Source organism: Nonomuraea sp. NPDC049607, assembly GCF_040675375.1.
In the GTDB taxonomy this organism is placed as follows: Bacteria; Actinomycetota; Actinomycetes; order Streptosporangiales; family Streptosporangiaceae; genus Nonomuraea.
In genome coordinates, this window is record NZ_JBFAOV010000067.1 from 1 (window position 1) to 26,286 (window position 26,286).

29 protein-coding genes are annotated in these 26,286 nt (G+C 70.4%); 9 read left to right on the top strand and 20 right to left on the bottom strand.

Annotation, left to right across the window (positions count from 1 at the left end):
* Positions 1 to 90: 90 nt before the first annotated feature.
* On the bottom strand, positions 91 to 675 hold the full coding sequence (locus AB0J97_RS49810; RefSeq protein ID WP_364103960.1) for a TetR/AcrR family transcriptional regulator: 585 nt from the start codon (positions 673 to 675) through the stop codon (positions 91 to 93).
* A gap of 140 nt (positions 676 to 815) precedes the next feature.
* Here AB0J97_RS49810 and AB0J97_RS49815 point away from each other — a divergent pair, with 140 nt between their 5' ends.
* Positions 816 to 1,637: an SDR family oxidoreductase gene (locus AB0J97_RS49815; RefSeq protein ID WP_364103963.1), complete on the top strand. Its 822-nt coding sequence runs from the start codon at positions 816 to 818 to the stop codon at positions 1,635 to 1,637.
* Positions 1,634 to 2,575, top strand: a complete 942-nt coding sequence (locus AB0J97_RS49820; RefSeq protein WP_364103966.1) for a DMT family transporter — start codon at positions 1,634 to 1,636, stop codon at positions 2,573 to 2,575. The genes AB0J97_RS49815 and AB0J97_RS49820 overlap by 4 nt, the downstream gene beginning before the upstream one ends.
* Here the strand turns inward: AB0J97_RS49820 and AB0J97_RS49825 are convergent.
* From AB0J97_RS49825 to AB0J97_RS49835, 3 genes are all read right to left on the bottom strand, one after another.
* Positions 2,482 to 3,006 carry a nucleotide disphospho-sugar-binding domain-containing protein gene (locus AB0J97_RS49825; RefSeq protein WP_364103969.1) on the bottom strand — a complete coding sequence of 175 codons (525 nt, stop codon included), beginning with the start codon at positions 3,004 to 3,006 and terminating at the stop codon, positions 2,482 to 2,484. The two genes, AB0J97_RS49820 and AB0J97_RS49825, sit on opposite strands and share 94 nt — an antisense overlap.
* Positions 3,007 to 3,141: 135 nt before the next feature.
* The gene (locus AB0J97_RS49830) at positions 3,142 to 3,615 is read right to left on the bottom strand and encodes a bacterial transcriptional activator domain-containing protein (RefSeq protein ID WP_364103972.1); all 474 of its coding nucleotides are present in this window, start codon (positions 3,613 to 3,615) and stop codon (positions 3,142 to 3,144) included.
* Positions 3,616 to 3,636: 21 nt separating this feature from the next.
* Positions 3,637 to 3,774 (bottom strand): hypothetical protein, encoded by a 138-nt coding sequence (locus tag AB0J97_RS49835; RefSeq protein ID WP_364103975.1) that lies wholly within the window; start codon positions 3,772 to 3,774, stop codon positions 3,637 to 3,639.
* Between the two features lie 95 nt (positions 3,775 to 3,869).
* On the opposite strand from AB0J97_RS49835, the gene AB0J97_RS49840 reads away from it, so the two are divergent.
* On the top strand, positions 3,870 to 4,376 hold the full coding sequence (locus AB0J97_RS49840; protein ID WP_357706043.1) for a MauE/DoxX family redox-associated membrane protein: 507 nt from the start codon (positions 3,870 to 3,872) through the stop codon (positions 4,374 to 4,376).
* Here AB0J97_RS49840 and AB0J97_RS49845 read toward each other — a convergent pair.
* Positions 4,373 to 4,888: a hypothetical protein gene (locus AB0J97_RS49845; RefSeq protein ID WP_364103978.1), complete on the bottom strand. Its 516-nt coding sequence runs from the start codon at positions 4,886 to 4,888 to the stop codon at positions 4,373 to 4,375. The genes AB0J97_RS49840 and AB0J97_RS49845 overlap by 4 nt on opposite strands.
* A 127-nt stretch (positions 4,889 to 5,015) precedes the next feature.
* Between AB0J97_RS49845 and AB0J97_RS49850 the strand changes: the two genes are divergently transcribed.
* Entirely contained in the window at positions 5,016 to 5,393 is a 378-nt protein-coding gene (locus tag AB0J97_RS49850; RefSeq protein WP_364103982.1) for a tyrosine-type recombinase/integrase, read from the top strand.
* A gap of 554 nt (positions 5,394 to 5,947) precedes the next feature.
* Here the strand turns inward: AB0J97_RS49850 and AB0J97_RS49855 are convergent.
* The 8 genes from AB0J97_RS49855 to AB0J97_RS49890 all read right to left on the bottom strand — a co-directional run bounded on the left by AB0J97_RS49855 (position 5,948) and on the right by AB0J97_RS49890 (position 13,094).
* Entirely contained in the window at positions 5,948 to 6,763 is an 816-nt protein-coding gene (locus AB0J97_RS49855) for a hypothetical protein (protein ID WP_364103985.1), read from the bottom strand.
* Positions 6,764 to 7,056: 293 nt separating this feature from the next.
* Positions 7,057 to 7,431 carry a hypothetical protein gene (locus AB0J97_RS49860; protein WP_364103988.1) on the bottom strand — a complete coding sequence of 125 codons (375 nt, stop codon included), beginning with the start codon at positions 7,429 to 7,431 and terminating at the stop codon, positions 7,057 to 7,059.
* Between the two features lie 279 nt (positions 7,432 to 7,710).
* Positions 7,711 to 7,890: a hypothetical protein gene (locus tag AB0J97_RS49865; RefSeq protein ID WP_364103991.1), complete on the bottom strand. Its 180-nt coding sequence runs from the start codon at positions 7,888 to 7,890 to the stop codon at positions 7,711 to 7,713.
* Between the two features lie 109 nt (positions 7,891 to 7,999).
* Positions 8,000 to 8,209, bottom strand: coding sequence for a helix-turn-helix transcriptional regulator (locus AB0J97_RS49870; protein ID WP_364104034.1), 210 nt, complete (start codon positions 8,207 to 8,209; stop codon positions 8,000 to 8,002).
* A 202-nt stretch (positions 8,210 to 8,411) separates the two neighbouring features.
* Positions 8,412 to 9,494: a thiopeptide maturation pyridine synthase gene (locus tag AB0J97_RS49875; protein ID WP_364103994.1), complete on the bottom strand. Its 1,083-nt coding sequence runs from the start codon at positions 9,492 to 9,494 to the stop codon at positions 8,412 to 8,414.
* A complete protein-coding gene (locus tag AB0J97_RS49880; protein WP_364103997.1) occupies positions 9,491 to 10,456 on the bottom strand; it encodes a lantibiotic dehydratase C-terminal domain-containing protein in 966 nt (321 codons plus the stop codon). The genes AB0J97_RS49875 and AB0J97_RS49880 overlap by 4 nt, the downstream gene beginning before the upstream one ends.
* A complete protein-coding gene (locus tag AB0J97_RS49885) occupies positions 10,449 to 12,917 on the bottom strand; it encodes a hypothetical protein (protein WP_364104000.1) in 2,469 nt (822 codons plus the stop codon). The genes AB0J97_RS49880 and AB0J97_RS49885 overlap by 8 nt, the downstream gene beginning before the upstream one ends.
* Before the next feature lie 18 nt (positions 12,918 to 12,935).
* Entirely contained in the window at positions 12,936 to 13,094 is a 159-nt protein-coding gene (locus tag AB0J97_RS49890; RefSeq protein ID WP_185845188.1) for a hypothetical protein, read from the bottom strand.
* A 143-nt stretch (positions 13,095 to 13,237) separates the two neighbouring features.
* Here AB0J97_RS49890 and AB0J97_RS49895 point away from each other — a divergent pair, with 143 nt between their 5' ends.
* Positions 13,238 to 13,459, top strand: coding sequence for a hypothetical protein (locus tag AB0J97_RS49895; protein WP_364104003.1), 222 nt, complete (start codon positions 13,238 to 13,240; stop codon positions 13,457 to 13,459).
* A gap of 3 nt (positions 13,460 to 13,462) precedes the next feature.
* Here AB0J97_RS49895 and AB0J97_RS49900 read toward each other — a convergent pair whose 3' ends face one another.
* The 3 genes from AB0J97_RS49900 to AB0J97_RS49910 form a co-directional block, all read right to left on the bottom strand.
* Positions 13,463 to 14,074, bottom strand: a complete 612-nt coding sequence (locus AB0J97_RS49900; protein ID WP_364104006.1) for a hypothetical protein — start codon at positions 14,072 to 14,074, stop codon at positions 13,463 to 13,465.
* A gap of 86 nt (positions 14,075 to 14,160) precedes the next feature.
* The gene (locus AB0J97_RS49905; RefSeq protein ID WP_364104037.1) at positions 14,161 to 15,165 is read right to left on the bottom strand and encodes a transposase; all 1,005 of its coding nucleotides are present in this window, start codon (positions 15,163 to 15,165) and stop codon (positions 14,161 to 14,163) included.
* A 580-nt stretch (positions 15,166 to 15,745) separates the two neighbouring features.
* The gene (locus AB0J97_RS49910) at positions 15,746 to 17,068 is read right to left on the bottom strand and encodes an NAD(P)/FAD-dependent oxidoreductase (RefSeq protein ID WP_364104009.1); all 1,323 of its coding nucleotides are present in this window, start codon (positions 17,066 to 17,068) and stop codon (positions 15,746 to 15,748) included.
* Between the two features lie 181 nt (positions 17,069 to 17,249).
* On the opposite strand from AB0J97_RS49910, the gene AB0J97_RS49915 reads away from it, so the two are divergent.
* From AB0J97_RS49915 to AB0J97_RS49925, 3 genes are read left to right on the top strand one after another with little or no spacing between them, the layout of a single operon-like run.
* Complete coding sequence (locus AB0J97_RS49915; RefSeq protein WP_364104012.1) at positions 17,250 to 18,077, top strand: alpha/beta hydrolase; 828 nt, start codon at positions 17,250 to 17,252, stop codon at positions 18,075 to 18,077.
* 5 nt (positions 18,078 to 18,082) lie between these two features.
* Positions 18,083 to 18,715, top strand: coding sequence for a VOC family protein (locus AB0J97_RS49920; RefSeq protein ID WP_364104015.1), 633 nt, complete (start codon positions 18,083 to 18,085; stop codon positions 18,713 to 18,715).
* Positions 18,716 to 18,761: 46 nt separating this feature from the next.
* Positions 18,762 to 21,500 carry a LuxR family transcriptional regulator gene (locus AB0J97_RS49925; RefSeq protein WP_364104018.1) on the top strand — a complete coding sequence of 913 codons (2,739 nt, stop codon included), beginning with the start codon at positions 18,762 to 18,764 and terminating at the stop codon, positions 21,498 to 21,500.
* 330 nt (positions 21,501 to 21,830) lie between these two features.
* Here AB0J97_RS49925 and AB0J97_RS49930 read toward each other — a convergent pair whose 3' ends face one another.
* Both AB0J97_RS49930 and AB0J97_RS49935 read right to left on the bottom strand, forming a co-directional pair.
* A complete protein-coding gene (locus tag AB0J97_RS49930; RefSeq protein ID WP_364104021.1) occupies positions 21,831 to 22,859 on the bottom strand; it encodes an aldo/keto reductase in 1,029 nt (342 codons plus the stop codon).
* Complete coding sequence (locus AB0J97_RS49935) at positions 22,856 to 23,461, bottom strand: NAD(P)H-dependent oxidoreductase (RefSeq protein WP_364104024.1); 606 nt, start codon at positions 23,459 to 23,461, stop codon at positions 22,856 to 22,858. Before AB0J97_RS49935 ends, AB0J97_RS49930 begins: the two co-directional genes overlap by 4 nt.
* A 105-nt stretch (positions 23,462 to 23,566) precedes the next feature.
* Here AB0J97_RS49935 and AB0J97_RS49940 point away from each other — a divergent pair, with 105 nt between their 5' ends.
* Positions 23,567 to 24,199, top strand: coding sequence for a TetR/AcrR family transcriptional regulator (locus AB0J97_RS49940; RefSeq protein ID WP_357705932.1), 633 nt, complete (start codon positions 23,567 to 23,569; stop codon positions 24,197 to 24,199).
* Between the two features lie 228 nt (positions 24,200 to 24,427).
* Here AB0J97_RS49940 and AB0J97_RS49945 read toward each other — a convergent pair whose 3' ends face one another.
* Positions 24,428 to 24,766: a Tn3 family transposase gene (locus AB0J97_RS49945; protein WP_364104027.1), complete on the bottom strand. Its 339-nt coding sequence runs from the start codon at positions 24,764 to 24,766 to the stop codon at positions 24,428 to 24,430.
* Between the two features lie 250 nt (positions 24,767 to 25,016).
* A complete protein-coding gene (locus AB0J97_RS49950) occupies positions 25,017 to 25,991 on the bottom strand; it encodes a hypothetical protein (protein WP_364104030.1) in 975 nt (324 codons plus the stop codon).
* Between the last annotated feature and the right edge of the window lie 295 nt (positions 25,992 to 26,286).

Here is a 26,286-nt window from a genome sequence, read left to right on the forward strand (position 1 = left end):
TGCGGTTGCGAGGGTGTCCAGTTCGGTCGTCACAACCCGAGAATGGACATCCTCGCCCTATCTCCGCAGCTACGCCTTGGACTCATTCATCTAGGGGGCGGAACGGGACGGCCGCGGCCCGGCGCCGCGGAGGAGGGTGTCGATGATGCGCGCCGCGAGCGTGTCGGGGTCGGCGCCTTCCGCGTTGCCGTGGAGCGATTCGCCGATGAGCGCGTAGTAGACCCTGCGCACCCAGTCGAGGTCGGCCTTCTCGTCGATGAGCCCGTCGTTCTGGGCCCTGCGCAGGGTGAGGGCGCAACTGTCGTTGATGTCGCGCTGCAACAGCGAGGCCTCGCTGCCCGGCTCCGCGGGCAGGGCCAGGGCGAAGGCCCAGGCGCTCTTCACCTCCAGCACGTTCGCGGTGATCCTGTGCATCGCGACGAGGGGCGGCGCGGTGTCGGGCCTGCCGTCGTCGATGGCCTTGACGAGCTGGCGGGCCGCTGAGGTGGCGAGCGCGTCGGTGAGCGCCTGCCGGTTGGCGAAGCGCCGGTGGATGGTCGTGCGCGCCACGCCCGCCTCGGCGGCGATCTGTTCCATCGACGCGCCTGGGTCTGCGGCGAGCACGTGTTCTGCCGCCTCCAGGATCGCGCGAACGCTGCGTTCCGCGTCCGCGCGCAGTGTCTTGTCACTCATCATGCCTCCGGTATAGCCCATTTAACCAGCAGAATCTTACAGCACCGATGCAGTTCGATGGCTAATTACATCATCCGTGTTGCAGGTTTTCTGACTATTGATACATACTCCTCTCAGTTGCTCCACCTCACCAAGGGGAAGACATGAACCGCACCGCTCTCGTCACCGGCGCCTCGTCCGGTCTCGGCGCCGAGTTCGCCATCCAGCTCGCCGCCCAGGGACACGACGTGATCCTCGTGGCCCGCTCGGGCGACCGACTGGCCGCGCTCGCCGAGCGCCTCGTCGCCGACCACGGCGTGCGTGCCCACGTGCTGGTCCAGGACCTCGCGAGGCCCGACGCCGCCCGGCGCGTGGCCGAGCAGGTGACAGACCGCGGTCTGCACGTCGACCTGCTGGTCAACAACGCGGGTTTCGGCACGTGCGGCCGCTTCGAGGAGATCTCGACCGGGCGTGACCACGAGCAGTTGATGGTCAACGTGGTCGCCCTCGTGGACCTCACCCACGAACTCCTGCCCGGCATGCTCGCGCGCGGCGGCGGCTCGGTCATCAACGTGGCCTCGAACGCCGGGTTCCAGCCTTCGCCGTACTTCGCGGTATACGGAGCGTCCAAGGCGTTCGTCCTGAACTTCGGTCTCGCTCTCCGCCAGGAGTACCGCAAGCGCGGCATCCGCGTGCTCACCCTGTGCCCCGGCCCGGTTGAGACCGGCTTCTTCGAGGCCATCGGCACCCGCAACGCCGCCGTCACCGGCTCGTTCACCACGCCGAAGCCGGTCGTGCGCGCCACGTTGCGGGCGCTGGAGCGCGGGCGCGGCTACGTCGTCCCCGGGTTCGGCAACGCGCTGGGCGCGCACCTGACGCCGCGCCGTCCCCGCATGCTGGTCGCGGCGATCGCCGAGCGCGTCACCCGCAAGGTCCTGGTCACCGAGGGCAAGGCTCCGGTGGCCTCCGCCGAGTCCGCGGCGTGAAGCTCTCCGCTCCCCTCGCCGCGGGCTCGGCGATGCTGCTCGTCGGCACCTCGACCGCGGTATCGGCGACCGTCGCCGCCTACCCCGTCTTCACCGGCCAGGCCCTGCGTTACGCGCTCGCCGCGGTGATCCTCCTGTTCGTCGTCCGTCGTCAGCGGCTCCCCCGCGTCCGGCTGAACGCGCGTGACGTGCTGCTGCTGTTCGCGCTGGCCGGCACCGGCCTCGCCGGGTTCAACCTCTTCCTCGTCGAGGCCACCAGGCACGCGGGCCCCGCGATGATCGGCACGGTCATCGGCGCGGTGCCGCTGGTCATGGCGCTCGTGGGACCGTTGTTGGAAGGACGGCGTCCCGCGCTCCGCACGGTCGGCGCGGCCCTCGTGGTCGCGCTCGGCGCGGCGGTCGCCGCCGGGCTCGGATCGGGAAGCGTGAAGGGCCTGCTGCTGTCGCTGGGCGCGCTCGCCGGTGAGGTGGCCTTCTCGCTGCTGGCCGTGCCCTTGCTGCCCAAGCTCGGCCCGCTGCGGGTCGCGGCCTATCCCGCGGCATTGTCGGTGCCGATGCTGCTGGTGGCGGGGCTCCTGCTGGAGGGCACGTCGGCGCTTCGGCTGCCGACGGCCGGGGAAGCGGCCGGTTTCGTCTACCTCGGCGCGGTCGTGACGGCCGCGGCCTTCTTCCTCTGGTACGACGCGCTGCGCCGGCTCGGCGCCGACCGCGCGGGACTGTTCGCCGGGCTCGTGCCGGTGGGCGCGTTGCTCACGACCGTCGCCCTCGGCCTCGGCGAGGCGGGTCTCGCCGACGTGGCGGGAGCGCTGGTCGTAGCCCTGGGCGTGGTGCTCGGGGGGCGCGGTCAGCGGGCACCGAGAAGGCGGTTGACCGCCGTGACGACGGGCGCCGCGCCGTCCTCGGCCGCCACGCCCGCAGCCGGCGCTTCGGCCCGTTGACGGAAGCCGGGCTCGGTGAGCGCGGCGGTGAGGGCGTCGGCCAGGCGGGCGGGCGTCAGGCGGCGGAACGGGATCGGCGGCGGCGCCACGCCGAGCGCCGCCAGCCTCGACGCCCAGAACGGCTGGTCGTTCATGACCGGCACCGCCACGGCGGGCACGCCCGCCCGCGCCACGGCTCCCGTCGTACCGCCGCCGCAGTGGTGGGCCACCGCCGCCACCTGGGGGAACAGCGAGTCGTGCGGGACGTCGCCGACGCCCAGCACGTCGTCGGTGATCGGCCCCTCTCTACCTGTCTGCACCACTCCGCGCAGACCCGCCCGCCGCAGGGCGTCCACGACCAGTTCCGTGTACGGCTCGGCCCGCGTGCCCGCCAGGCTGCCGAAGCCGACGAACACCGGCGCGGGACCCGCGCCCAGGAAGTCCGTCAGCACGGGATCCGGCTGCCAGCCCCTCGGACGGACCGGTCACCAGTAGCCGGTGACCTCCAGCCCGGGACGCCAGCCGGTCGGCCGGGGCACGACGAGCGGGCTGAAGCCGTGGAAGTCCGGCCGTCCGGGAGCCCCCGGTTACTCACAGCTACTTTGCGTCTGGTGGCACGGACCCGAGCGGAGGGCCATGTTGGCGAAGCGGGCGAGCGCCTCCGCCGTACGGCCGCCGGAGTGCAGCGCCTCGATCAGCGGCGCCAGCGCTGCCACGGCCGCGCCCGGATCGGTCTCGGTCACGGCGCGCGCCCAGCGCGGCGAGACCTCCTTGCGCTCCTCGCCCAGCGCCCTTCGGGCCCGTTCCACCCACTCGCCGGGCACCCCCGCCAGCGGTTCGCCGCGCCACAGCGTGAGCGCCTCCTCCAGCAGTGGCCCCGGATCGGGTGCGGTGACCGCGCGCTCGGCCGGCGTGCGGAAGCGGGTGACGTCGACTGCTGACTCGTCCACGTCGAGCAGGTAGCCGCCCAGCCTGCCTAACACGTCGCCGTCGTCGCCGAGCACCTCGCCGTGGACCTGGGTAATGATCGTGTACAGGGTCTTCCTGGCGCCGTTCGGCACCTGCTCTCCCCAGATCCTGTTCTACAGCGTCTCCTCCGATACGACGTGCCCGACCTTCCAGGCCAGCGCGGCCAGTGCGAGCGCCACCTGCGGAGGACGTATCGGGATGATCTTGCCCGCGCGTTCCAGTTCGACCGGCCCAAGCAACCGAATCAGCACGATCTTCGAGCGTAGTCATTGAGATGGCGTTGAGAAATCGCTGAGAACGACGGGCCATACTGCGTGCGGTGTCGTCGTGGACGGAGACGGTGATCATGCTTTACGTTGCTGTTGGGTGTCGTGTGCTGCTGGTCATCGTGTTCGCGGTGGCGCTGGCGAGCAAGGTCTCCGGGCGCGAGGCGTGGCGGCGTTTCGCCACGTCGGTGACGGACATGACGACCTGGCGCTCGCCGGCCGTCCCGTTCGCCGTGGCGGCGGGCGAGGCCGCGGTGATCGTGCTGACCGCGGTGCCGTTGGGGTGGGCGGGCGCGGCCGGGTTCACGCTGGCGGCCGTGCTGCTGGGCGGGTTCACCGTCGCTACCCTGCTGGTCATGCGGCGGGGCGCCGCGGTGCCCTGCCGGTGCTTCGGCGCTTCGGAGACACCGCTCGGGGTGCCGCACGTCGTCCGTAACCTGGTGCTCGTTTCGCTGGCCGTACTGGGACTGGTGGCTACGGCGGGATCGGGTGCCGCGGACGTGGGGATCGCGGTGCTGGCCGGGCTGCTCGGCGCGGCGCTCGGGGTGCTCTTCACCCGCTGGGACGACCTGGTGTCACTGGTCTAGGTTGGCCGGGTTCTCGCTGTCCGGAGCCTGCGTGGCCGGGATGATCGGGGCGAGGGCGGAGGCGGGGCTGCCCGCGAGCGCGGCCCTCTCTCCCACGCTGCGCAGGATCGTGCCGCGCGGCGGACCGCCTCGGCCTGCGGGGCGGGCAGGTGGCGGCGCATGGTCCGCTCCTTGCGCCACCGCTCGCGTGCCCTGGCCTTGCGCTCGGCGCGCAGGTACCCGACCAGGCGGTCCAGGTGCCTGCGCAGCTCGCCGTACAGCGGGCGCTGCTCCTCGTCGGGCGGGTTCTCGCGCAGGGCGGCGACCAGGCGGTCGCGGTCCTGGGTGGCGCGGCGCAGCAGCCGTTTCAGCTCGCGTTCCTGCTCCTCGACGTGCGAGCCGAAGCGTAAAGGCTGCGCGCGATGGTCGACGCTCTGCCGGACGGCACCCCCGCAGGACGGCGTGACCGCGCCGTCCTGGTGCTCGGCTTCGCGTTGATGGGCCCGCCGCTCGCAGATCGCCGACATCGACATCGGCGACCTCACCTTTACCGCCGACGGCCTGGAGCTGTACGTCCCCTTCAGCAAGACTGACCAGGACGCCCATGGCGAGATCGTCGCCATCCCCTACGGCCAGCATCCGCAGACCTGCCCCGTCCGGGTGACCCGCGCATGGCTCGCCGACCTGGCGGGCGCCGGCCTGACGACCGGGCCGCTGTTTCGCCCGATCGACCGGCACGGCCGCATCGCCGCCCGCGCCCATCCGGCTGCCGGTCGCGGCCGCCGCGAACGGCTGCCCCCGCAGACCGTCAACCTGATCGTCAAACGCGCCGCCGCAGCCGCCGGCCTCTACCACGCCGAGGCCTACACCGCCCACGGCCTGCGCGCCGGCGGCGCCACCTCCGCTGCCAAGGCCGGCGCGCCCATGTCCGCGATCACCCGCCATGGACGCTGGGCCGACGGTTCCCCCGTCGTTGCCGGCTACATCCGCCAGGCCGACAAGTGGAACGACAACCCCCTGCACGGGATCGGACTATGAGATCGGCGGCAGCCAGTCCGCGGTACACCGACAGGTTGGAGATCCGCTTCGTCCGGCCTCGAATATTACGGGTGTTGAGGCATCTGGCGGTACACCGCCGATTCTCACTTGTTGTAGCAGCTTCGGGAGTCTTGAGCTGATCCCGGTGGATGCGTGTCGTGGGTCGGGCGGGGCAGGGGGCAGAGTGGGCGACGGCGGTGACCATGTCGCGTGGTCTGCGGCTGGTCCCAAAACGCGGCCGAGGCGATGGGGGCTCGCCGGGTAGGGTCTGGAGGAGCCGGCGGTAGAAGTCGGCGCCGAGCCGAAGAGGTACGGCTAGATCTTCCGGGCATGGCATCTGCTCGTGTCCGTGCTGCTCAGATCTCGCCAAGCGCCGCTGCCGACGGAGAATCCGGTTCCACGGTGTAGAGGCCGAGCGTCTGGCGTGGGGCCCCGGCCGAGGTGAAGGCCTCGAAGCCGAGGGTGAGTTCGCCGGCGCGACAACCTGCAGGACGTCCGCTCATCCTGTCCCGATGCCGTGCGTCACGGTTCAGGATCCGAAGTCGTTCGAGGCGTCAGCCGATGGCCTGTCGCCACGCCGGGGCGAGCGCGATCCGCCGGAGTTGCTCAAGAGTCAGCGCCGGTACGCTGCGGTCGGCGGGAAGACGGTAGGCGCCCGCGTTGAGTGCCGAGATCACCACCCTCAGGCCGTCCGCGCCGAGGGTGTCGACGGTCCATTCGATCGCGCCCGCTCCCCCGCGCGGCGCCGGCCCCTGGCGCACCCCGACGCGAGTGCCGTCAGGCAGTGTGGCGGCGTTCCGGAACACCTGTGCCATGGCAGCGTCACCCGGCTTCCACTGCTGGACGTTCACGGCGACCAGGCTCTTGCCGTGGCCGTCGTCGGCCGTGACATGCCCGAAGCCGTCGGCACCGCCCGGTCGCCCGGCGCGCACGCCTGCCGGAAGCAGTCGCTCGATGACGCGACTGATCTGCGGCGCGGTCAGCCGGGGTACCGATCCGGTACGGGAAGCGGCAGGGGGCGCGGGCATGGCCACGAGAACCGGGTGCCACACGGGAGAGGTCGCCACGGCGGCGAGTTGCTGATGAGTCAGAGGAAGAGTGGACCGACCGGCCGCCGACACGAAGACCTGCCTGCCGTCCCCGTAAGTGAGCAGAGCACTGAGGAGTTCGCCCCCTGACGGGTTGTTCTCATCGCTCGGGGAGCGGTCCAGCACGAGCCTGGCCCCGCTGGGCAGGACGGTCAGGATGCAGCGGCTGTAGGGGTGATAGGCGGAGTCCGGGCACTGGGCGTACTGGACCGGAACGGGGACGGGCCATCTGTTGAGCTTCACCACTACTTTCGCCGAGCTCCCGCCCGTCTCGAAGAGCACTTGAGCGGAGGGCGCCGGACCGGGCTCGGCGCTCAGTCCCCGTCCCTGCTGCCCTGAGAGTCTTCCCGGCGGAAGCTGGGTCTGGAGCAGATGAACCATCTGCTGGGCGGATACACCCGCTGCGGCGGATTCCGCGGGCCGAGCGGCAGCGCAGCCGGCGACGGCGAGGACGGACGTTGCGATCGAGGCGAGCAAGCGGACTGTTCTGCGCGGCCAGACTGGCATGGCGGGCCTCCGTTCATTCGATTCACCGGGCCTGCCCGGGGGGCGTCCGCCCCCCGGGCGGGGACAGGTCAGGCTCCGGGGTAGGAGATCGAGCTGATGGAGTTGTCGTAGGGGTAGTCCAGCGCGTTCCAGACGGAGTTCGGCGCGAAGTAGCCGTAGGTGCCCTGGAAGTTGACGTTCGTCCAGGCCTCGATGGCGACCGAGTTGGTCTTGATGGAGGAGATGGCGTCGTTGTAGGCCCAGGCGCGCAGGTCGGGCACCCTGGGCGGGTTGGTGTTGGTGCCGGTCAGGCAGGCGCGGGTGATCTCCCACATGTTCCAGTCGTCGCACAGCTTCCACGTGCCGGTGGCGGCGGCAGCGGGGCCGGCCGCGACGCCGATGATCCCGATGCCCAGGACCAGGCTCGTAGCGGTCGCGATCAGGGCCTTACGGAAACCTTGCATGAGAACTCCTCCTTCGGTTCTTTCCTCCGCCCCTTGACGGAGGCTGTTCGGACGTGGTCGAGGACGGGCTTGTCATCGAACCCTGAGTGGATCGGGCCTCTATGCACCATCCGCCGATACCTGCATCACTTCCAGTGAATGATTGGATACTCTGGGCAACCTCGAAAGGGAGGGCTTCGAGCCGATCCGGAGCGTTCCTTCGCGCCGGATCCGAGCGGAACAGTGCCGGAACGTCATGGGAGCGCCGCTTCGGGCGCCTACGCTGCAGAGCTGAAGTGGTCAGGTCTCCGGCGTGGACTCAGCGGGACTCGACGCCGTCGGCCGGCTGCGCTTCGAAGTAGTCACCGTCTGGTGGTAGTTGCCCTGCGCGCCGGTGCCGGTGGCGGTGCGGATGGGCCGGGAAGCGGTCGTGACAGTCGCGGCCTGCTTGTCCCCGGTGGAGGTGGCCTGGTCGGACATCTCTGCTCCTTTCCGTAGCCACCGGGCTCGCTCGTCCGGGTCGCTGGGGGCTGATGTCCTCACGATCGCGCGCGGTCGGCTCGCTTCGCGCCCGTGGTGGTCCCTGGCCCTACCCTGGCCGCCCCGAGGCCGATCGGACGGGCGGCTGTCGTACCGTCGCGGGCCCGATGGCCCGCAGCGCTCGCGCCAGTTCCTTGCGCGAGGTGATGGCCAGCTTGATGAACACCTCGCGCAGGTGCCATTCGACCGTGCGGTGGCTCAGGAACACCCGCGCGGCGATCTCCGGATTGGTGTGCCCGTCGCGGGCCGACTGCGCGATCTGCGCTTCCTGCGGGTCAGCTGCACGCCCGGGTCACCGGTTCGCCTGTGCACGGTGTCCCCGGTTTTCCCGGCTGAGTGCTGTCGGACGCCACCCTGTGACCACCGTTCGTCGGCAGCAGGCTCGTCGATCGGCCCGGATCAGGGCGTCGTCGACGGCCGCTGCGCGATGACGTTCGCGAAGTCCTGAGCCGCCGGCGACATCAGGCTCGCGCCCAGGCCGTGGCCTTCTCCACGGGTGAGACGCCGTACTCGGCCTCGACCGCTGCCGCGATCAGGTGGCAGAACAGGTAGCGCTGGAGTGGTGCGAGCCCGAGTCTGGCCAGGTGGCCGTAGAGCATGTTGATGGCCAGCCGGTGACCGAGGAACCAGTCGGAGCCGAGCACCTCGTTCTTGTACCGTCCGGTGGCCAGCAGGATCTCGTGGAAGTCGATGGTGTGGAGCTGGCGCATCTCGGGTTCGGGCGCGGCGGCGTCGAGGTCGATCTTCCTGTCGCGGATGAGGGGTGCGGCCATGGCCTTCCTGCGCTCGACGTAGTCGAGCCATTCACGGACGTGCGGCGGGGTGCGGCCCTCGTCCACCTCGGCCACCCGGCGGCGCACCAGGGCGCGGAGCTGCCGCTCCTGCTCGCGGTACTTGGCCTCGAAGCCGGCGCGCACGCCGTCGCGGTCCACGCAGTAGGAGGCGAAGGCGTCGGCGTGGGAGCGGAAGGACATGTACCCGCGCGAGATCGGCGGCACGCTGGTGTGCGCGAAGGCGATCATCAGGTCGAGGCTGAGCTGGAAGAGTGACAGCTCGCCCCGGCGGATGGCGGCCAGCGTCCCGAACGCCATCCGGGTGCTCTCGGCGTGGTAGGAGTCGAGCAGGTCCCGCAGGGTACGGCTGCCGAGCACGTGCAGGCGGTCCTCGTACGGTTCAGTCTGGAGCGTGTTGTCCGGATGCCACGGCCGCAGCGGTCCGTGGTCGCTCTCCCGGACGGCGAGCGCCCGGTGGGCCTGCTCCAGCGCGGCCTCGTCCAGAACCGCCCGAGAAGGGTGTTCGCGCAGGTAGCGGCCGAGCCGGTCGGTGGCCAGCGGCAGGATGTCCGAGTGCCAGGCGTCGGCGGGGGCCTGGAGGTTGAGTCGCAGGTGCGGCCCGCGCCGCCAATGACGTACGAAGTACGGTCGCCGCACCCGCTCCCCCAGTTCCTCCAGCAGCGGTCGCACGGCGTCGAGGATCAGCCCGTCCTGGTCGGCCTGGTAGTAGCGGACCTGGATGCTGTGCCAGGGGGTCGTGAGGTCGTTCACCGGTGCTCCAGTTCGCGGTAGGTGGTGCCGACGAGGTGACGCAGGTGCGACTCGTGCCCGCCCGACAGGCCGAGCCGGTTGCACAGCAGGTGGACGCAGCGCAGGAGGAGGACCAGCAGGTCGCCGCGCGGCCGGGTGACGCCGGAGGGGACGAAGGTGGATTGTGCGGGTTCCGGATTGAATCGGCCGGTGGCCTGGAGGTCCAGGACACGATGACGAAGGGTGTCGATCGAGCGCCACCAGGCGCCGAGCGGATCGCCGGCGCGGGGGTGTTCCTCGCCGCCGGCGATGCGGTGGCTGCGCAGGAGCTGCGCGGCGAGCGCGGCCCGCTGCCCATCGGAAGGCCCCGGCTGGTCGGACGGTTCTCCAGGGGCGCAGCGGCGGTCGCGGGTGGTGGAAAGCGTACGGGCGAGGCGGGCGGGGTCCGGTTCCCAGGCGGCCAGGGTGAGCATCAGGGCGAAGGCGGCGAACCCGGCCCGGCGTCCGGGCCCGATCTCGCCCTCCAGCAGGGCGAGCGCGATGCGGCTGGAATCGTGGAAGTGCCGCTCGGCGGCCTCGACCGCCTCCGGCCCGCCGTACGTCCCGTACTCGGGGCGGTACGCGATGGCCTCCACGTCGTCGCGGACGCGTACCCGCCGGTCGTAGTGGAGGAGGTGCTCGACTCTGGCGTACCGTTCGGCCGTGGCGGCGTACCGGCCGGGGTCCCAGGAGGCCGGCGAGGGGTGGGCGGCGAGGTGCCGTTCCAGCGCCGCCGTGGCACGCTCGGCCACCTCCTGCGGGCGGGCGGACGGCAGGAGCCGCAGCCGCAGATGCGGCCCGCCCTCCCAGTAGCGCAGGAAGAAGTAGCCCGTCAGCAGGCCGTCGGCGGCGAGCTCGCGAACCAGCCCGCCGACCGCCTGGACGATCAGCCGGTCGGTGCCGCCCTGATGGAAGGCGTGCAGTGAGATCCACGGCTCAGCCATCGCCCACCTCCACCACGTACTCCGTGACGTGGCCGTCGCCCGGCTCGGGCAGCACCTCCTGGAACGCCGTACAGGTGCCGCTGTCGCCGAGCTGCCGGTCGAAGGCGGCGACCAGGGAGGGGTCGGCCAAGTCCAGGAAGGTCGGTTTCGCCAGCCGTGCCGTACGCATGGGGTCCTGTCCCCACGTGCCCGGGTCCAGGGAGAAGACGAAGCAGCGGGGCGGGATGCCGGACGCGGCGAACCAGCGGGCCAGCGCCAGCAGGTGCTCGGTCTCGGGCTCGCCGGGCCGGCGTCGAGGGACGTCGGTCGTGGCCGCGTACCAGGTGGCGCGGGCCACGACGACCGGGCCCAGCCACACCCTGGACCTGCTCACGACCGCTTCAGGCGGCTGACGTGGCGGCTCGGCGAACAACGCCCAGGTCGGCACCGCGACGTTGGGCTGGTCGCCGAACAGGTGCAGCAGCAGCCGGGCCGTACGCGGCAGGAACGGCGTGGCGATCAGGCCCGTGTGGCGGGGCAGGACGCGGCGGCCGTCGGCGGCGCGTACCAGCTCCAGCTCCCCTGCGGCGGGATCGTGGCGGACGGCCAGCTCGCCCAGCGTGAGGCGCGCGCCGGGCGGCCGGTCGGAGACCGCGCCCGGATAGCTCAGCTCGTGGACGGTCGTGGCCGAGCGCAGGTTGACGTTGTGACCGAACAACCCGGTCATCTCGACCGGAAGCCCGCCGTTCTCGGGTTCGGCGGGATTCGACTCGTCCGTGAGACCCGCGACCGTCAGGAGCCGGTGGACCCGGCTGCGCGCGGCGCCATGACCGGCTGCCACGCTGTTGAGCACCAGCCGCACGGGCCCGTCCCCCGGCAGAACCTGCACGTAGCACGCCAGCGAGCGCACCGGCCGGGCGCTGCCCGGCCGCCCGGACAGCCAGTCGGCCAGCATCTCCGGCTGCTCGTGCAACACGCTCAGCGTACGGTCGCGGAACCGCCGCAACTCGACCGCCGCGGGCAGTGTGCTCACACTCTCCGCCGCCGCGCCGCCGCGATGGAGCAGACTGTGCAGCGCCTGGCCCTCGGGGGTGGCGAGCTGCGCGGCCAGCGTCCGGTGGAACCGGACGAACGGGACCTGCACCCCGGCGCCGGACGCCCGTACGAAGAGGTCGGCGGCCAGCAGCCGGATCTCGTTGTCGCGCTGGAAGACCCCCAGCAGCTCGCGGAGCAGGTGAAGGTCGTCCAGCGCCGCCCGCCAGGCCCCCTCCCCCAGGCGCACGGCGGGTGCGACGAAGACGGCGTTGTCGCGGAAGAGGTTCTTGTCCGGGAGGCGCGTGCCGGGCGGGGCCAGGCGGCGCAGCGCGGTGCGGGCCTCGTCCTGGAGGGCCAGCTGCCCGGACAGCCCCGCCGCGCCGGGAGCGCGGGCCACCACCCGCGCGAACGCGGTGAGCACGTCGGCGGCGGGACGCGGCGCCAGCCCGCGGGCCAGGTCGGCGAGATGGGCGGCGGACTGATCGGCGACCGGCGCGAACCTCTCCAGCACCTCCAGCTCGATCAGCCGGGCGAGCGTGTCGGGCGGGACGAGCCGCCGCGCCTCGCCGAGCGTGGTCCCGTCGGTCAGCGAGTTCAGGAGCCTACGCAGCGGCGGCGTGGCCCGGACGCTCCGGTAGGCGTCCTCGGTACGGCTGAGGTACCACAGGCGGTCGTCTTCCCCGGTCAGGCTGGCGTTGGGCCTGACCAGGAAGCGGGCCGCGAGGTCGTCGTCGGTCGCGGCAAGGTCGCCGAGCAGCCTGCGCAGCAGCCACAGGTCGGGCTCGGCCGCGACGCGCCAGTTCCCCTCGCCGGTCGCGGTGACCGGTTCCGGCCCGGGATCCCAGCGTCCGAGCCCCATCATGGTGAACGTCGAGTACGGGCTCGTCTTGGCCGCCACCCGCGAGAGATACCGGCTCAGCCGCAGGTCCAGCCGCCGGGACGGCGTGGGTACGGGCGAGTCGAGCCAGCGCCGCAGCGCCTCGGCCAGCGACGGGCTGGCCTGGACCAGGCCGTGGGTGAAGACGTCGGCCGAGGCCCATTTACGAAGGTTGCGATGCCTGTCCTGGCGTTCCTCCTTCAGGAGTGCGGGCAGCGCGGCCCGCAGCCGCTCGTTCTCTCGCGACGTCTTCAGCCACCGCCGGACCCGCCGGTCCAGCTCGGCCGGAAGCTCGGCCGAGCCGGCGAACGCCGCAGGACGGCGTCCGTTGTACAGCGCCCGGCGGAGGGCGACCAGGCGGGACCTCGCCCGCCCCGAAGGGACGTCCGCGATGCACGGCTCCAGGGCGAGCGCCAGCTCGCGCCCTTCCGCCGCCAGCCCGGCCTGCTCCTTGAGAATCACCTGGACGGTCTGCCAGGTACGGCCGCACCGCAGATCGTCAAGAACGACCGCGGGCAGGGCGGCGACCCTGACCACCACGATGTCCGGGCGCCGACGCCGGATCGCCATGCGGATTCCGCTGCTCTTCTAGATCAGCCAGCTCTTGCCCGAGGTGCATCCCGACGCACCGATCTCGGTGTTGCCCAGGCCCATGGCCACGGCCTCGACGAGCACCTCGGAGCCGGGAAGCTCCACAGTGGCGACGTCCAGCGCGTCCAGGTCAAGGGCTTCTTCGTGCAGGTCCATGCTGCCTCCGTTTCCGAACGGGCGCCGTTCGCGCCGCGACACTCTGTCAAGAGATCACGGAAAACGGCACTCGTCCACATTTCGGCATATATCGGACGGCCTGGAAATTGCGGATAAATGCCGCCGTAGTCGCCTGCTCAACGATGAAATCGAACGACGCAGCCGGGGCGACGGCGGCCCACTCTGGAACGAGAAACGGCGCAGCCCTGCGCGCAGCCGACGCCTTCCGCGCGGACGCGATCCGCTTCCGAGACTTGGTCACGGCAGAAGCCACCCAAACCAGGGTGAAGACCCTCTTCGCCCAGGGACTGCAGACGCGGGGGCCACTCGAACTCAACCTGGGCGACCGCCTCGGCGACCTGTGAAGATCAACGCAACGTGAGCCCGCTTCCTCTGTGGACGACCCCGAGAGCACGCTCGACCGTCTCGTCGTTCTCTCCGACCGGCGCGACATAGTCGAGCACAGCACGGGCCGCCGACTCACCGAGTGTGCGGGTGATCACCCACGTGGCAAGGTACTGCGACGCAAGGCACCCACCAGCCGTCGCGATGTTTCCCTGGGCATGGAAGGGCACATCCAGGACCGTGACATTCTCCGCCTCGACGAACGGCCGACTCGTCCGGTCAGTGCAGACCGGCATACCGCCCAGCAACCCCAGGCGCGCCAGCACCAGCGCCCCGGAACACTGCGATCCGATGAGCTGCCTTCCGGGATCGAGCGGCAGCATGGACAGCAGCCGATCGTCGGCGACCACGTCGCGGGTCTTCACCCCGCTCCCGATGAGCACGACCTCGGCCTCGGTCACGAACTCGATCGGCCGCTGCCCGGTCACCGGAACGCCGTTCATCGACGTGACGACGGGCATCGGCGTGGTGATGAACGCTTCCAGCCCGTCGGCCCGGCACCGGTTGATCAGCGCCGAGGCGATGAAACTGTCCAACTCGTTGAACCCGTCGAAGGTGACCACCGCTACCCGCATGACGACTCCCCGAAATCAGACCCGACAGCTGCGGCCAGGTTGGCGCGCGCCATCCTGACATCATCACCCATCTATGGCCTCTTGCTCTATCGGGGCAGATGTTGGATCGAGCTGGAGTCCTTGAGCCCCGCAGGTGACGACCGCGACTTCGCCGTCCGTGACCACACCGGCTTCGGAACCGCCCCGCTGGGCAGATGGTCCACCTCCAGAAGGATCACGGTGCCCTCGATCGTCGGCAGCTCAGCCGAATCGACCCAGGCCGCACGGCGGGTCAACCGCGGGTGCAGCCGATCCCAAGACCAGGCGGTGGCGCGCCCATACAGGCGGGTTTCAGCTTCGGTGGCCACGTCAGGCTCGTCCCAACTGCCCAGGTCACCGAAGACGAACTCGACCCCATGACGCGGCAGCTGGCCGTTGGTCCCCGGCACCCGCGCTGGGGCCGACCAGCGCAGCACCCGATCCGAACGCATCCTGGCCGGGATCTGGATGGGCAGATCACGCAACAACCATGCCAAGCGCGGTCCGTCATGACCCGCATCGGCCACGATCAGGATGTCGGGGTCACCGCACTGCCAATGCCCGGCAGCCATGAGCCGCTCGAGCACCTCGCGCAGCTGGGCGGCGGTCACTGCGGCCAGATCATCTCCCGGCGCCAGCCGGAGCGCATCCAGCGGTGTCGTCCACGAGCCGTGGCCCGTCTCCAACGCCACCACTAACGAGTACTGCCAGCCCGGGATCATGATGTGCTGGTCCTTACCCCGCCCATAGGTGTGGCACAAGATCCGCTCCGGCGAGGTGTGCGCGTCCGGCCGCAGCCGGCAAGTCACATCCACTGCCAGCACCAACCACCCGTCTGCCGCTCTGGGCAAGGGCACTGTGCTCAACGCCTGACGCAGGCGCCCCACGTCGAGCCGGCCCCGATTCAACGCCGCATACAGCGCCCCATGGCCTCGACGGTACTCACCAACCAGGGACAACTCCACCAGCGAACACACTGGTGCATCACTGCATAACACCGCCTCGGCCAGCCCGAATGTCGCATCGGCCCGCGCCGTCAGACAGCCATAGAACTCAGCCCGGAACCGCGTCAGCTCCCCCGTGCATCAACCGGACATAGATAGGCACACTAGTCGTCACGACAGCCCTTGGTCATGAATCTTCTTCCCTCGACAAGGAGAATGATCACCCAAGGGCCGTCTTGTTGAGGAATCTGGCCCGGCCTCACCAGCCACCAAGGTTGCAATCAAGCTAGAACAACATCCCCGACCTTCAAGAGCTCAGCTCAGGACAGCAACCGACTCTCCAGTAGAGGGCCTGACCTCGGCAATGAGTGCTCGTTTGGGCTGGTGACACGTTCGTCAACGGCCTCCCGAACCCTCCTGGACGCTGGTCGCCGTCCAGGACAAGGCCAGCTCGCTCAAGCTGGAGCTCTCCATGTACAAGCATGCCAAGTCCACGGGTACGAGACCACCGCCTCTCACGTCCCGATGATCAGTCAGTCATCCTTGGTCACCGCATCATCCAGAACGCCGCCCGCTCTCTCAGCTGATCTCAGATCGCCACGTTCGGCGAGGGAGGCCGGATACGGGCAGGTATTCATGTTGCCTGCGAACGTCCGGCGGAGCTCCGGTCACTCGGCCGACCTGGAGATCCACCGTTCATCGATCTCTCTCACAGCAGGCCGCGCAGCACCGGCTGGAGGGCGCGGTGGAAGGTCGGGTACGCGAAGTGCATCTCCGCCAGCGTCGCGATCGGGACCTGCGCGTGGATCGCGGTAACGAGGGCGGATAACACCTCGCCACCCATGCTGCCGACGACGGTCCCGCCGATCAGCACACCCCGCTCCACGTCGGCCACGAGTTTGATCGGGCCGCTCTCGCCGGCGATCCAGCCGCGCGTGCCCAGGTCGCCGGTCGCCGTCCTGACGTCGACGCCGCGTTCGCGGGCCGCTGCCTCGGTGAGGCCGACGGAGCCGACCTCGGGCGCGGTGAAGGTGACACGGCCGACGGCCCGGTAGTCGGCCCAAGGGCCGTCGGCACCGGTCAAGTCGCGGATGACGAGGTCGGCCTGGTACATCGACATGTGCGTGAAGGCGCCCTTGCCGGTGATGTCGCCGATGGCCCAGACGCCGTCGGCGACGCGCATCCGCTCGTCGGGGTCCAGGACGCGGGCCTGCGGGTCCAGCCCGACGTGCTCCAGGCCGAGATCGCTCAGGTTGTTGCGTCGGCCAGCGGCGACCAGCAGGCGTTCCGCGATGACCACGTCATCGTCGAGGTGGATGCTGAAGCGGTCGCCGTCGTGCTCGACGCGTTCGGCTCGCGCCGACGTACGCACGGTGATGCGGTCGGCGGCGAAGGCCGCCGCGACCACGGCGGACGCCTCGGGCTCCTCCACGGCGAGCAGCCGATCGGAGGCCTCGATCACCGTCACCTCGACCCCGAAGGCGGCCAGGGCCTGGGCGAGTTCGCTGCCGATCGCGCCGCCGCCGAGAATGGCCAGGGAGGCGGGCAGTTCGGTGAGCCGGACGACGTCCCTGTTGGTCCAGTACGGGGTGCCGGCCAGGCCCGGGATCGGCGGCGCGGACGGCGATGTGCCGGTGTTGAGCACGATGCCGCGCCGGGCCGTGTAGGACGTCGTCGACCCGTCGGCCGCGGTGACGGTGACCGTACGGGGCCCGGTGATACGGCCACGGCCGCGCGCGAAGACGGCCCCGGCGGCGACCAGCCGGTCGACGGCGATCTGGTCGTTCCAGTCGTCGGTGGCCTCGTCGCGGATGCGGTCGGCGACCGGTCTCCAGTCGGGGTGGACGCTCGCCGTCTTGGCGTGCCGGGCCGTGCGGAGCTTGTCGGCCGCGGCGATCATCATCTTGCTGGGAACGCACCCGAAGTACGGGCATTCGCCACCCACTAAGCGCTCGTCCACGCCGACGACCGACAGGCCGGCCTTGGCCAGGCTCCCGGCCACGTGCTCGCCGCCGGGGCCCAAGCCGATCACTACGACATCGCACTCCATGACCTTGTCCCTTTCCTGTGGGTCTGTCTTGTCCTATGACCATGCAGTACCTCCCCGTCGCGTCGCACCCGTGTTCGCCCCTGGGCCGTAGGCCAGGGCTCGTCCCTGGTGCGACGGGAGCGCCGCCCGGACCAAGCTGAGGGCGTTCATGAAGGAGGAAGACATGATCACCACCAAGACCATCACCGTGGACGGGCTCACCGTCCGCTACGCCGAGACTGAGCCGGGCGGTCCCCACGCGCTGCTCCTCAGCCCATGGCCTGAGAGCCTGTACGCCTTCGAGCCGATGTGGGAGGAACTGGCGGGCGGCGTCCACCTGGTTGCCGTCGACCTGCCCGGGTTCGGCCGTTCGCAGGGTCGCCCGGACGTCCTCACCCCACGCGCCACCGGCGCCTTCATGCTCCGGCTCATGGACGCCCTCGGGCTCGACCAGACTCACGTCGTCGGGCCGGACGTGGGCACCAGCGCCTCGCTGTTCGCGGCGGCCAGCCGGCCCGAGCGCTTCCACAGCCTCGTCATCGGCGGCGGAGCCGCCTCCGCAAGCCTGGAGATCGGCGAACCGCTCGCCGCCTGGGTCCGTGACCCCGACCTGACCTGGTACGAGCGCAACGCCCCCGAGATCATGCGAATGACCCTGGACAACATCTACCCGGCCACGCCGCTGCCCGAGCACGTGCGCGAGGACTACACCGCCTCCTACGCCGGGCTCCGCTTCGCCGAATCGATGCAGTACGTCCGCACCTACCCGACCGAGCTCGACGCCCTCGAACCGCTGCTCCCGGCCATCCGCACCCCGGTCCGGATCATCGCCCCCGCGAAGGACCTGGTCGTCCCGCGCGCCCACGGCGAGTTCCTCGCCACCCGGCTGCCCAACAGCACGCTCGACGTCGTCGACGCCGGGCACTTCGCCTGGGAGGAAGCCCCGAAGGCCTACGCCTCCCTCGTCCTGGACTGGTGGGACCGCCACCAGCCCACGGAAACCGGAAGGTGAACATTATGAAGCGGACGGACCTCAAGGTCGAAGCCGTCGTCATCCCCGTATCCGACGTCGACCGTTCCAAGAAGTTCTACCAGGACCTGGGCTGGCGGCTGGACGCCGACTTCGCCTTCGACAACGGCTTCCGCGTCGTCCAGGTCACCCCGCCGGGATCGCCCGCCTCCATCCAGTTCGGCACTCTGATCACCGGCCAGAAGCCCGGCACCGCCGAAGGCGTCTACCTGGTCGTCTCCGACATCGCCGCCGCCCGCGAACAGCTCGTGGCCCTCGGCGCCGACGTCAGCGAGGTCTTCCACCCGGACGCGCCCGGCGCCCAGTTCGGCCAGGTCCCCGGCGGCCAGGCCGACGGACCGGCGCCAGAGCAGGCCAGCTACGGCTCCTTCGCGACCTTCCACGATCTGGACGGCAACGCCTACCTGATCCAGGAAGTCACCACCCGCCTGCCCGGACGGATGGAGGGCGACGCCACCACCTACACGACGGAGCATGACCTGGCCGGCGCGCTCGGGAGGGCCGCGACCGCACACGGCGAGCATGAGGCGCGCAACGGCGGCGCCTTCGACGAGAACTGGCCGGACTGGTACGCGGCCTACCTCGTCGCCGAGCAGCACGGCGGCCCGCTGCCTCGATGAGGACAGGCCCATGCCAGCCGGGCGAAATGATCCCTAGACTCGGGGTGTGGCAGCAGCGCCGATCCTCCACGGACGCCGAACCGAACGCGAACAGCTGGATCAGGCGCTGCGCCGGGTCAGACAGGGCCAGAGCGCCGCGCTGGTCCTGCGCGGCGAGGCGGGCACGGGCAAGACCACGCTGCTGCACCACCTCGAAAGCCAGGCCGACCACTGCAGGATCGTCCGGCTCACCGGCGTCGAGTCCGAGCTTGAGCTGCCATTCGCCGCACTCCACCAGCTCTGCGCCCCGATGCTCGCCGCCTCCTCCACCCTTCCGGAGCCGCAGCGGCAGGCGCTGAAGGTGACCTTCGGATACGCGGCCGGAGCAGTCCCCGACCGGATGGTTCTCGGTCTCGCGGTGCTGGGGCTGCTCGCCGAGGCGGCCACCGAGCAGCCGCTCGTCTGCCTCGTCGACGACGCCCAGTGGCTCGACGCCGCCTCCAGGCAGGTGCTCGGCTTCGTCGCCAGGCGACTGCTCGGCGAGGCGGTGCTTCTGGTCTTCGCCGTCAGAGAGCCGAACCAGGACACGCTGCTGGCCGGGCTGCCTTCCCTGACCGTGGACGGCCTGGCTGAAGCCGACGCGCGTGAGCTACTGGCCGCGGCCACCCCTGGACGGCTGGACAGCCGCGTGCTCGACCGCATCGTGGCCGAGACCCGCGGCAACCCCCTGGCCCTGCTGGAACTGTCCCGCAGCGGCCGGGCAGAACTCCTCGGCGGCTTCGCCCTCCCGGCCACCGGCGCCGACGCCCTCCAGGACCGCTACGAGCGCCGCATCCATGCGCTGCCGGAACCGGCCCGCCTCCTGCTCCTGCTCGCCGCCGCCGACCCGACCGGCGACGCCACCCTGCTCTGGCGCGTCGCCCACGAACTCGGCCTCGGACCACACGCGGTGGCCCCGGCGCAGGAGGCTCAGCTCGTCGAGATCGGAAGCGGCGTCCTGTTCCGGCACCCGCTGATCCGCTCGGCCGCCTACGCCGCCGGCACCGCAGGGGAACGACGGGCCGCGCACCAGGCGCTCGCCGCCGCCCTGGACCGTGAGACCGACCGGCAGCGACGGCTGTGGCACTTGGCGGCGGCGGCTGAAGCCCCCGACGACCCGCTCGCCACCGACCTCGCCGAAGCCGCGCAGGACGCCCGCACTCGCGGCGGGATGGCCGCCGCAGCTGCCCTGCTGCGCTGCGCGGCAGAACTCACCACCGACCCCTGGCTCCAGGTCGAGCGCACGCTGGCCGCCGCACAGGCCAGCCTTGACGCGGGAGCCTTCTCCGCCGCGCTCGGCCTGCTCGCCCGAGCCGAAGGCCTGCCCGCCGACGACCTGCAAAGCGCCAGGATCGACCTGATCCGCGGCCGCACCGACCGAGCCGCCCATTCCGGCAGGCAAGCGCCCGCCGTACTGCTTCGGGCCGCCAGGCGGCTCGAACCCCTGGACGCCCGGCTCGCTCGGCGCACCTACCTCGACGCGTGGAGCGCGGCCCTCGTCGCGGGTGGCCTCGCCCACCCCGGCAGCGACCTGGCCGCCGTCTGCGCCGCCGCCCGCCAGGCGCCGCCTGGAGCCGAGAGCGCGGCCGATCACTTGCTGGACGGCCTGGCGGCCCTCATCACCGACGGGCCTTCGGCGAGTCGTCCGCCGTTGCGCGAAGCCGTCATGGGTTTCCTCGACCACGACGTACCGGCCACCCTGTGGCTGGACTGCGGCGTGCTGGTCGCCAACGCGGCCCTGACGCTCTGGGACTACGAGCGCTGGGAGGCGGCCAACGCCCGGCACATCGAACTCGCCCGCGCCGACGGCGCGCTCGCGCCGCTCGCCAACGCGCTCAACGTACGGCGGGTCATCGCGCTGTGGCGCGGCGACCTGCGGCAGGCCCGGGAGCTGGGCTTGGAGGAGTCGACCGTCAAGCACGTCACCGGCACGCGCCGGGCTTCCTACGGTGAGTTGTTCCTGCTCGCCTACCAGGGGCACGCGGACCAGGCACTGCCGCTCATCGTGGAGGCGGCCAGAGAGGCCACCGAACGCGGTGAAGGGCTCGGTCTCTACTTCACCGACCGGGCCACCGCTCTGCTGCACCTGGGACTCGGGCACTACGCCGAGGCGATGGCCGCCGCCGTACGAGCCGCGAGCGGCAACCTCGGCCCCTTCACCGCCCAAGCCCTTCCCGACCTGGTCGAAGCCGCCGCGCGCAGCGGCGAGGCCGCGCTCGCGCACACCGCGCTCGCCCGCCTCACGGCCTTCACGGAGAACGCCGACCAGAACTGGGCGCGTGGCCTGGAGGTCCGTTCACGAGCCCTCGTCAGCCACACAGACGAGGCCGACCGGTACTACGCCGAGGCCGTCGAACGGCTCAGCCGTACCCGGCTCTCCTTCGAGCTGGCCAGGACACAGCTGCTGTACGGCGAGTGGCTGCGCCGCGAGCGCCGCCGCATCGACGCCCGCCACCACCTGAAGCCGGCGTTCGAGGCGTTCGTCGACATGCGCGCCGACGGCTTCGCCGAACGCGCCCGCCACGAACTCCTGGCCACCGGCGAGAAGGTCCGCAAACGCACCGCCGACACCGTGGACGACCTGACACCGCAGGAGGAGCACATCGCCCGCCTCGCCCAGGACGGCCGTACGAACGCGGAGATCGGCGCCGAGCTCTATCTCAGCGCCCGCACCGTCGAGTGGCACCTGCGCAAGGTTTTCGCCAAACTGGGCGTCACCTCCCGCAAGGAGCTTCGCGACACCCCGATCCACCCGCCCAGACGCTGACACAGTGACCAGCTCAGAGCCGCACCCCAACCGCTCGGAGGAACTGGGTGTGGAGGCCGGCACAGACTCTATGTTCGGCGGTCTCGCACCCCTGGACGGCCCAGATCCGCGGCCAGTGTGCGGCGGACCCGGCGCAGTCCATCCGGCGAGCTGGAGGTCAGGCAACTGCGCCTGACCTCCGCATGCGCTTGCCAAGCAGGAGTCGGCGACCTGGACGACCTCGCGCCAACCCGGCCGGACCGGCACGCAGACTTTCCAGAAGATCGTCACATTGCGCTCCAGGACGGCCCGGACGCCGATGGGCGGCGGCCGCGGGCCCGCGTTCTTCGCTCATGGCAGGGGTCTTCCATCGAGCCTGGCCGAGGCCTCGCCGAACACCGCCTGGTCGGTCTGGGCGAGGAAGTCGCCGGGAAAGCCGAGGGTGAAGTCGGTGGCCGCCTCCAGGCGTCGTACGGCGTGGTCGGGCAGGGTGAGGTCCAGGGCGCCGAGGGTGTCTTGGAGTTGCGCTGCGCTTCTGGCGCCCAGGATCGGGTGCACGGCGGCTGATCGCGCCCGGGTCCAGGCGATGGCCACCTGCGCGGAGGTGGCGCCGATCTCGTCTGCGACCTCCCGCACCGCCTGGGCGACGGCGTGCTCGCGGGCTCCGAGGGAGCGCGGGCTGACCCGGGTGCTGGCTTGCGGCCCGCCGGCGAAGGTGAACTTGCCCGACAGGACGCCGTGGGCAAGCGGTCCCCAGGCGGCGACCGTCAGGTCGAGCGTCTGGGCCATGGGCAGCAGTTCTCGTTCGATGTCCCGGTTGAGCAGGCTGTAAGGAGCCTGCAGGGCCGCGAACGGGGTCCAGCCGCGCCACTCGGCCAGGGTGTTGGCCTGCGCGATAACCCAGGCAGGCGCGTCGGACATGCCGATATGGAGGATCTTCCCGGCGCGGACGGTGTCGTCCAGCGCCCGCATGGTCTCCTGGATCGGGGTGTGCCGGTCCCACAGATGGACCCAGTACAGGTCGAGATAGTCGGTACGCAGCCGGCGCAGGCTGGCTTCCAGGGACAGGGTGAGGTTCTTGCGGTGACTGCCCGCGGCGTTGGGATCACTGCCGTCGCGTGAGACGGTGTACTTGCTGGCCAGGACGAACCGGTCGCGGCGGCCGGTCAGCAATTCGCCGAGGATGGTCTCGCTGCGCCCGCCCGAGTAGAAGTTCGCGGTGTCGATGAGGTTGCCGCCGACCTCGCCGTACAGGTCCAGGATGCGGCGGGCCTCCTGGGGCGAGGCGCCGAGCTCTTCCTCGCCGAAGGTCATCGCGCCGAGGAAGACCTCCGAGACCCGCAGTCCGGTACGGCCAAGCAGCCGGTATCGCATGCTCATGCGCCCACCGCCTTTTCCTGGCGCAGCGGCTGCAGCGCTCGGGACCAGGCGATGACCTCGTCGAGCAACTCGTTCAGGGTCGGCTCCTGGTGCGGGCCGGGGGCGATGGTGCCGGGCTCGGCCGGATCGGTGATCTCGAAATCGGTGAAGGCCGACAGCGCGACCTGGGTGCGCACGTTGGCGACCTGGAGTTCGGTCATGATCTGCCGCAGATGTTCCACGGCGCGCACGCCGCCGTGGACGCCGTGGCTGACGAACCCGGCGGCCTTGTTGTTCCACTCGGCGAACAGGAAGTCGATGGCGTTCTTCAGCGCGGCCGGGGCCGAGTGGTTGTACTCGGGGGTGACGAACACGAACCCGTCGAAGGAGGCGATGGTCTCGGCCCACCGGTTGGTGTGCGGATGGTGGTAGTCGCCGAACAGGGCGGCCAGCGGCTCATCCAGTATCGACAGGCCGTATTCGACCAGGTCGACGACCTCGAAGGCGACCTCTCCCGAGGTGACGGCGGGGTGCCGGGCGGCGACATCGGCGACCCAGCGGGCCGCTACGGCGGTCCGGCGGCGCGGACGGGTGCTGCCGATGACAATGGCGATCTTGATCATGCGTGGTTCTCCTCACAAGGTGCCGCCTGGGTGGGGCGTGAGGTAAAGTACAACGTGCATGGCAAAAAGTAAAACGATCAATGCAAAACGGTTGGAGGACCCCAGATGACCACGGACGACAGCACGACACCCCGCCCTCGCCGAGGGCCGACCGGCAAGCGGCAGGCGATCCTGGACGGAGCCCTGACGGTTTTCGCCCGCGACGGCTACACCCGTTCCAGCGTGGACGCGATCTCGTCTGAAGCGGGGGTGTCGACCCGGACCATTTACAACCACTTCACCGACAAAGCCGAGCTGTTCGGCGTCGTGATTCAAGAAAGCGCCAAACAGGCCGCCGACATCCAGATCGCGATCATCGACCGCCACCTGCGCAAGGTCACCGACGTGGAGAGCGACCTCATCGAGTTCGGGCGGGACTGGGTGACACCGAGGCCCGACAGCGCCGCCCATTTCTCCCTGGTCAGACAGATCAACGCCGAAGCGGACCACATCCCTCAGGAAGCCATCGACACCTGGCAGGAGACCGGACCACGGCGGGTCCGCCGCGAACTGGCCGCCCACCTGCGGCAGTTGGCGAACCAAGGGATGCTCCGCATCGACGACCCCGACCGCGCGGCGCTACACCTGCTCCTGCTGATCTCAGCCGGGTTGCCGGCGCCGCACACCACCCTGTCCGCCGAGAAGATCACCGAGACGGTCACCGCGGGCGTCCATGCCTTCCTGCACGGTCACCTGTAACACAGCAGCACGCCCGGACACGAGTGACACCTGACGCAGATGGCGCGAAGACAGTGTGCAGCCGCTGACGCGAGCTGAAGAGGGCCCCTTGAGCAGAACTCCGAGCTGGGATCGGGGTCCTCTGGCTGCCGACCTCAGACTCCACGTCCCAAGGCTTGGCATGTACTTCGCTGATTTCACTAATGCTCAACCGAGCGCTCCCGGCACTGGGCATCAGCGCCCTCTAGATCAAGCAGCCAGCTCGACGTCGGTGAAGTCGACCTCTTTGAGCAAGGGGTCGAACAGGTCTGGCCGATGGCGCAGCTCGTCGGTGGCGTACGCGCCGAAGCGGCTGATATGGGCTCGCAGGTAGGGGGCGATCTGGCCGAGCCGGTCGGCGATGATCCGCCAGCCCTCGGCCACCATCTGCCGCACGACGTCGGAGATGTCCAGGGCGTTGTGGAAGACGACCAAGTTGGCCAGCAGCGTGTTGAACTTGATCAGTTTCTCCTGCTCTTCGGGGTCGTTGTCGGCCAGCATCTCGGCCAGGTCGTCGCGGGTGAGGCCGACGCGCAGGAAGTGCCCCAACAGCCCCCTGGTGGGCTAGATCAGATCCGTCAACCGCGCCGAACGTCCGGCCCGAACTGAGCAGGGCCTGACGTTCGCGTCCATGCGAGATTCACCGCGCTGCCTGGTAGATCACAGGACCGCAGCCGTAGTGAATCTCTGCAGCCTGGGTTTGGACGGATCACTATCTCAGACCGCTCTGAACGCGATCACGCCGCTTTGGCCCGGTCTTCTCTACTCCAGAAGCACCAGTTTCGCCCCTCGCAGAGCGCTATCTCAGCGTTCGTCGCGCAATTCCGGGAGGGGTGGCGTTGTCGCCGCAGGTGGACTGGAAGGGGTAGCCCGGAAAGTAGGTGGCCCAGTTCTCCGGCGTGAGGCCTTGGCCTGCTCGTCGGCAGATGGTGGCCGCTGCGGCCGCCGGAGTGAGGTCGAATCGCTGGTAAGGGATGCGCCCGGCCGATACGTACAGGGCGTTGTCGCGCAGGGTCATGGCCAAGACCATGCTGCCGGGAGTCATGACGGGTGCTCCGATGGGTTGCCGGGTATCGGTGTCCCACAGCTGAATCGCGCCGTTGGTCATCCCGACGGCGAGCACCCGCGCATCCGGGGAGAAGGCGAGGGCGCTCACTTCCGCGGCCGAGGCCGTGGAAGTGAGCGTGCCGAGGTAGCGTTGCGCTTTGCCGTCCCACAGCGCGGTCTGCCCGCTCCCCTTGCCGACGGCGAGGTAGCGTCCGTCCGGGCTGAAGGCCAGCGCGTTGGCCACACCGATTCCGCCCGCGCGGCGGACTGGCACTCCCGTCGGGGTGAGATCGGCGACGTGCCCCTTCGAACTGACCAGCAGACGCTCGGTGGGATCGACGGCGAGGCGGCCGCCGATGACAGGCACGGTCGCGGCAATGCGGCCCTTGGCCGGATCCCAGACGGTGGTCATTTGGGCCCGGAGGACATCGCCGGTGGATGTGGTGACCAGCAGGCCGGGGCCCGCGAAGGCGAGGCCACCTCCTCCCAATCTCAGGGGAGGCGAGGTCGCGCTGACGCGCCGGCTGTCAAGGTCCCACATCCATGCCCTGCGCAGCGGGGCTTGAAGCATGTTGCTGTAGGCCAGGACCCGGCCGTCGCGTCGGAAGGCGGCGATCGCCCAGCATCCGGACGTGCCTGTGATGGTTGCCGAGCAGCGCAGTGGCGGCGGGCCGGGTAGGCGCTGCCCGCTGGTGCCGTCGCGTACCTCCACGCGGTTGTCGTACATGGTGGCAAGGCGGCGGCCGTCGGGGCTGAAGGTCGCGCTGATGGCCAGGCCGCCTCCCCAGTCGCTGTCGAAGACGGCGTTGAGTCGGAGAGTGCGGACGGTGTTCAGTGTCGAGAAGATGGAACTGTTGAGCGTCCCGGCCAGGTAGCGGATTCGGCCGGCGGCCGGGTCGATCCTCAGGTCGAACGCGAGTTCCTCGCCTAGATGGTTGAGTCCAAGGGGTCCGGGTGATCAGTGGTCGTAGCGAGTGAGTGACCTCTTGACCGGCTGGCCGGTGTGATCGTTGTGCCAGATA

Bases quoted from the DNA above. Each gene is read 5' to 3' on its own strand.
- AB0J97_RS49950 (WP_364104030.1), bottom strand. From the start codon at position 25,991: ATGTACGACAACCGCGTGGAGGTACGCGACGGCACCAGCGGGCAGCGC.
- AB0J97_RS49920 (WP_364104015.1), top strand. From the start codon at position 18,083: ATGAAGCGGACGGACCTCAAGGTCGAAGCCGTCGTCATCCCCGTATCC.
- AB0J97_RS49935 (WP_364104024.1), bottom strand. From the start codon at position 23,461: ATGATCAAGATCGCCATTGTCATCGGCAGCACCCGTCCGCGCCGCCGG.
- AB0J97_RS49890 (WP_185845188.1), bottom strand. From the start codon at position 13,094: ATGGACCTGCACGAAGAAGCCCTTGACCTGGACGCGCTGGACGTCGCC.
- AB0J97_RS49810 (WP_364103960.1), bottom strand. From the start codon at position 675: ATGATGAGTGACAAGACACTGCGCGCGGACGCGGAACGCAGCGTTCGC.
- AB0J97_RS49940 (WP_357705932.1), top strand. From the start codon at position 23,567: ATGACCACGGACGACAGCACGACACCCCGCCCTCGCCGAGGGCCGACC.
- AB0J97_RS49930 (WP_364104021.1), bottom strand. From the start codon at position 22,859: ATGAGCATGCGATACCGGCTGCTTGGCCGTACCGGACTGCGGGTCTCG.
- AB0J97_RS49915 (WP_364104012.1), top strand. From the start codon at position 17,250: ATGATCACCACCAAGACCATCACCGTGGACGGGCTCACCGTCCGCTAC.
- AB0J97_RS49860 (WP_364103988.1), bottom strand. From the start codon at position 7,431: ATGCAAGGTTTCCGTAAGGCCCTGATCGCGACCGCTACGAGCCTGGTC.
- AB0J97_RS49865 (WP_364103991.1), bottom strand. From the start codon at position 7,890: ATGTCCGACCAGGCCACCTCCACCGGGGACAAGCAGGCCGCGACTGTC.
- AB0J97_RS49885 (WP_364104000.1), bottom strand. From the start codon at position 12,917: ATGGCGATCCGGCGTCGGCGCCCGGACATCGTGGTGGTCAGGGTCGCC.
- AB0J97_RS49845 (WP_364103978.1), bottom strand. From the start codon at position 4,888: ATGTCGATGTCGGCGATCTGCGAGCGGCGGGCCCATCAACGCGAAGCC.
- AB0J97_RS49895 (WP_364104003.1), top strand. From the start codon at position 13,238: ATGAAATCGAACGACGCAGCCGGGGCGACGGCGGCCCACTCTGGAACG.
- AB0J97_RS49840 (WP_357706043.1), top strand. From the start codon at position 3,870: ATGCTTTACGTTGCTGTTGGGTGTCGTGTGCTGCTGGTCATCGTGTTC.
- AB0J97_RS49815 (WP_364103963.1), top strand. From the start codon at position 816: ATGAACCGCACCGCTCTCGTCACCGGCGCCTCGTCCGGTCTCGGCGCC.
- AB0J97_RS49900 (WP_364104006.1), bottom strand. From the start codon at position 14,074: ATGCGGGTAGCGGTGGTCACCTTCGACGGGTTCAACGAGTTGGACAGT.
- AB0J97_RS49880 (WP_364103997.1), bottom strand. From the start codon at position 10,456: ATGGCTGAGCCGTGGATCTCACTGCACGCCTTCCATCAGGGCGGCACC.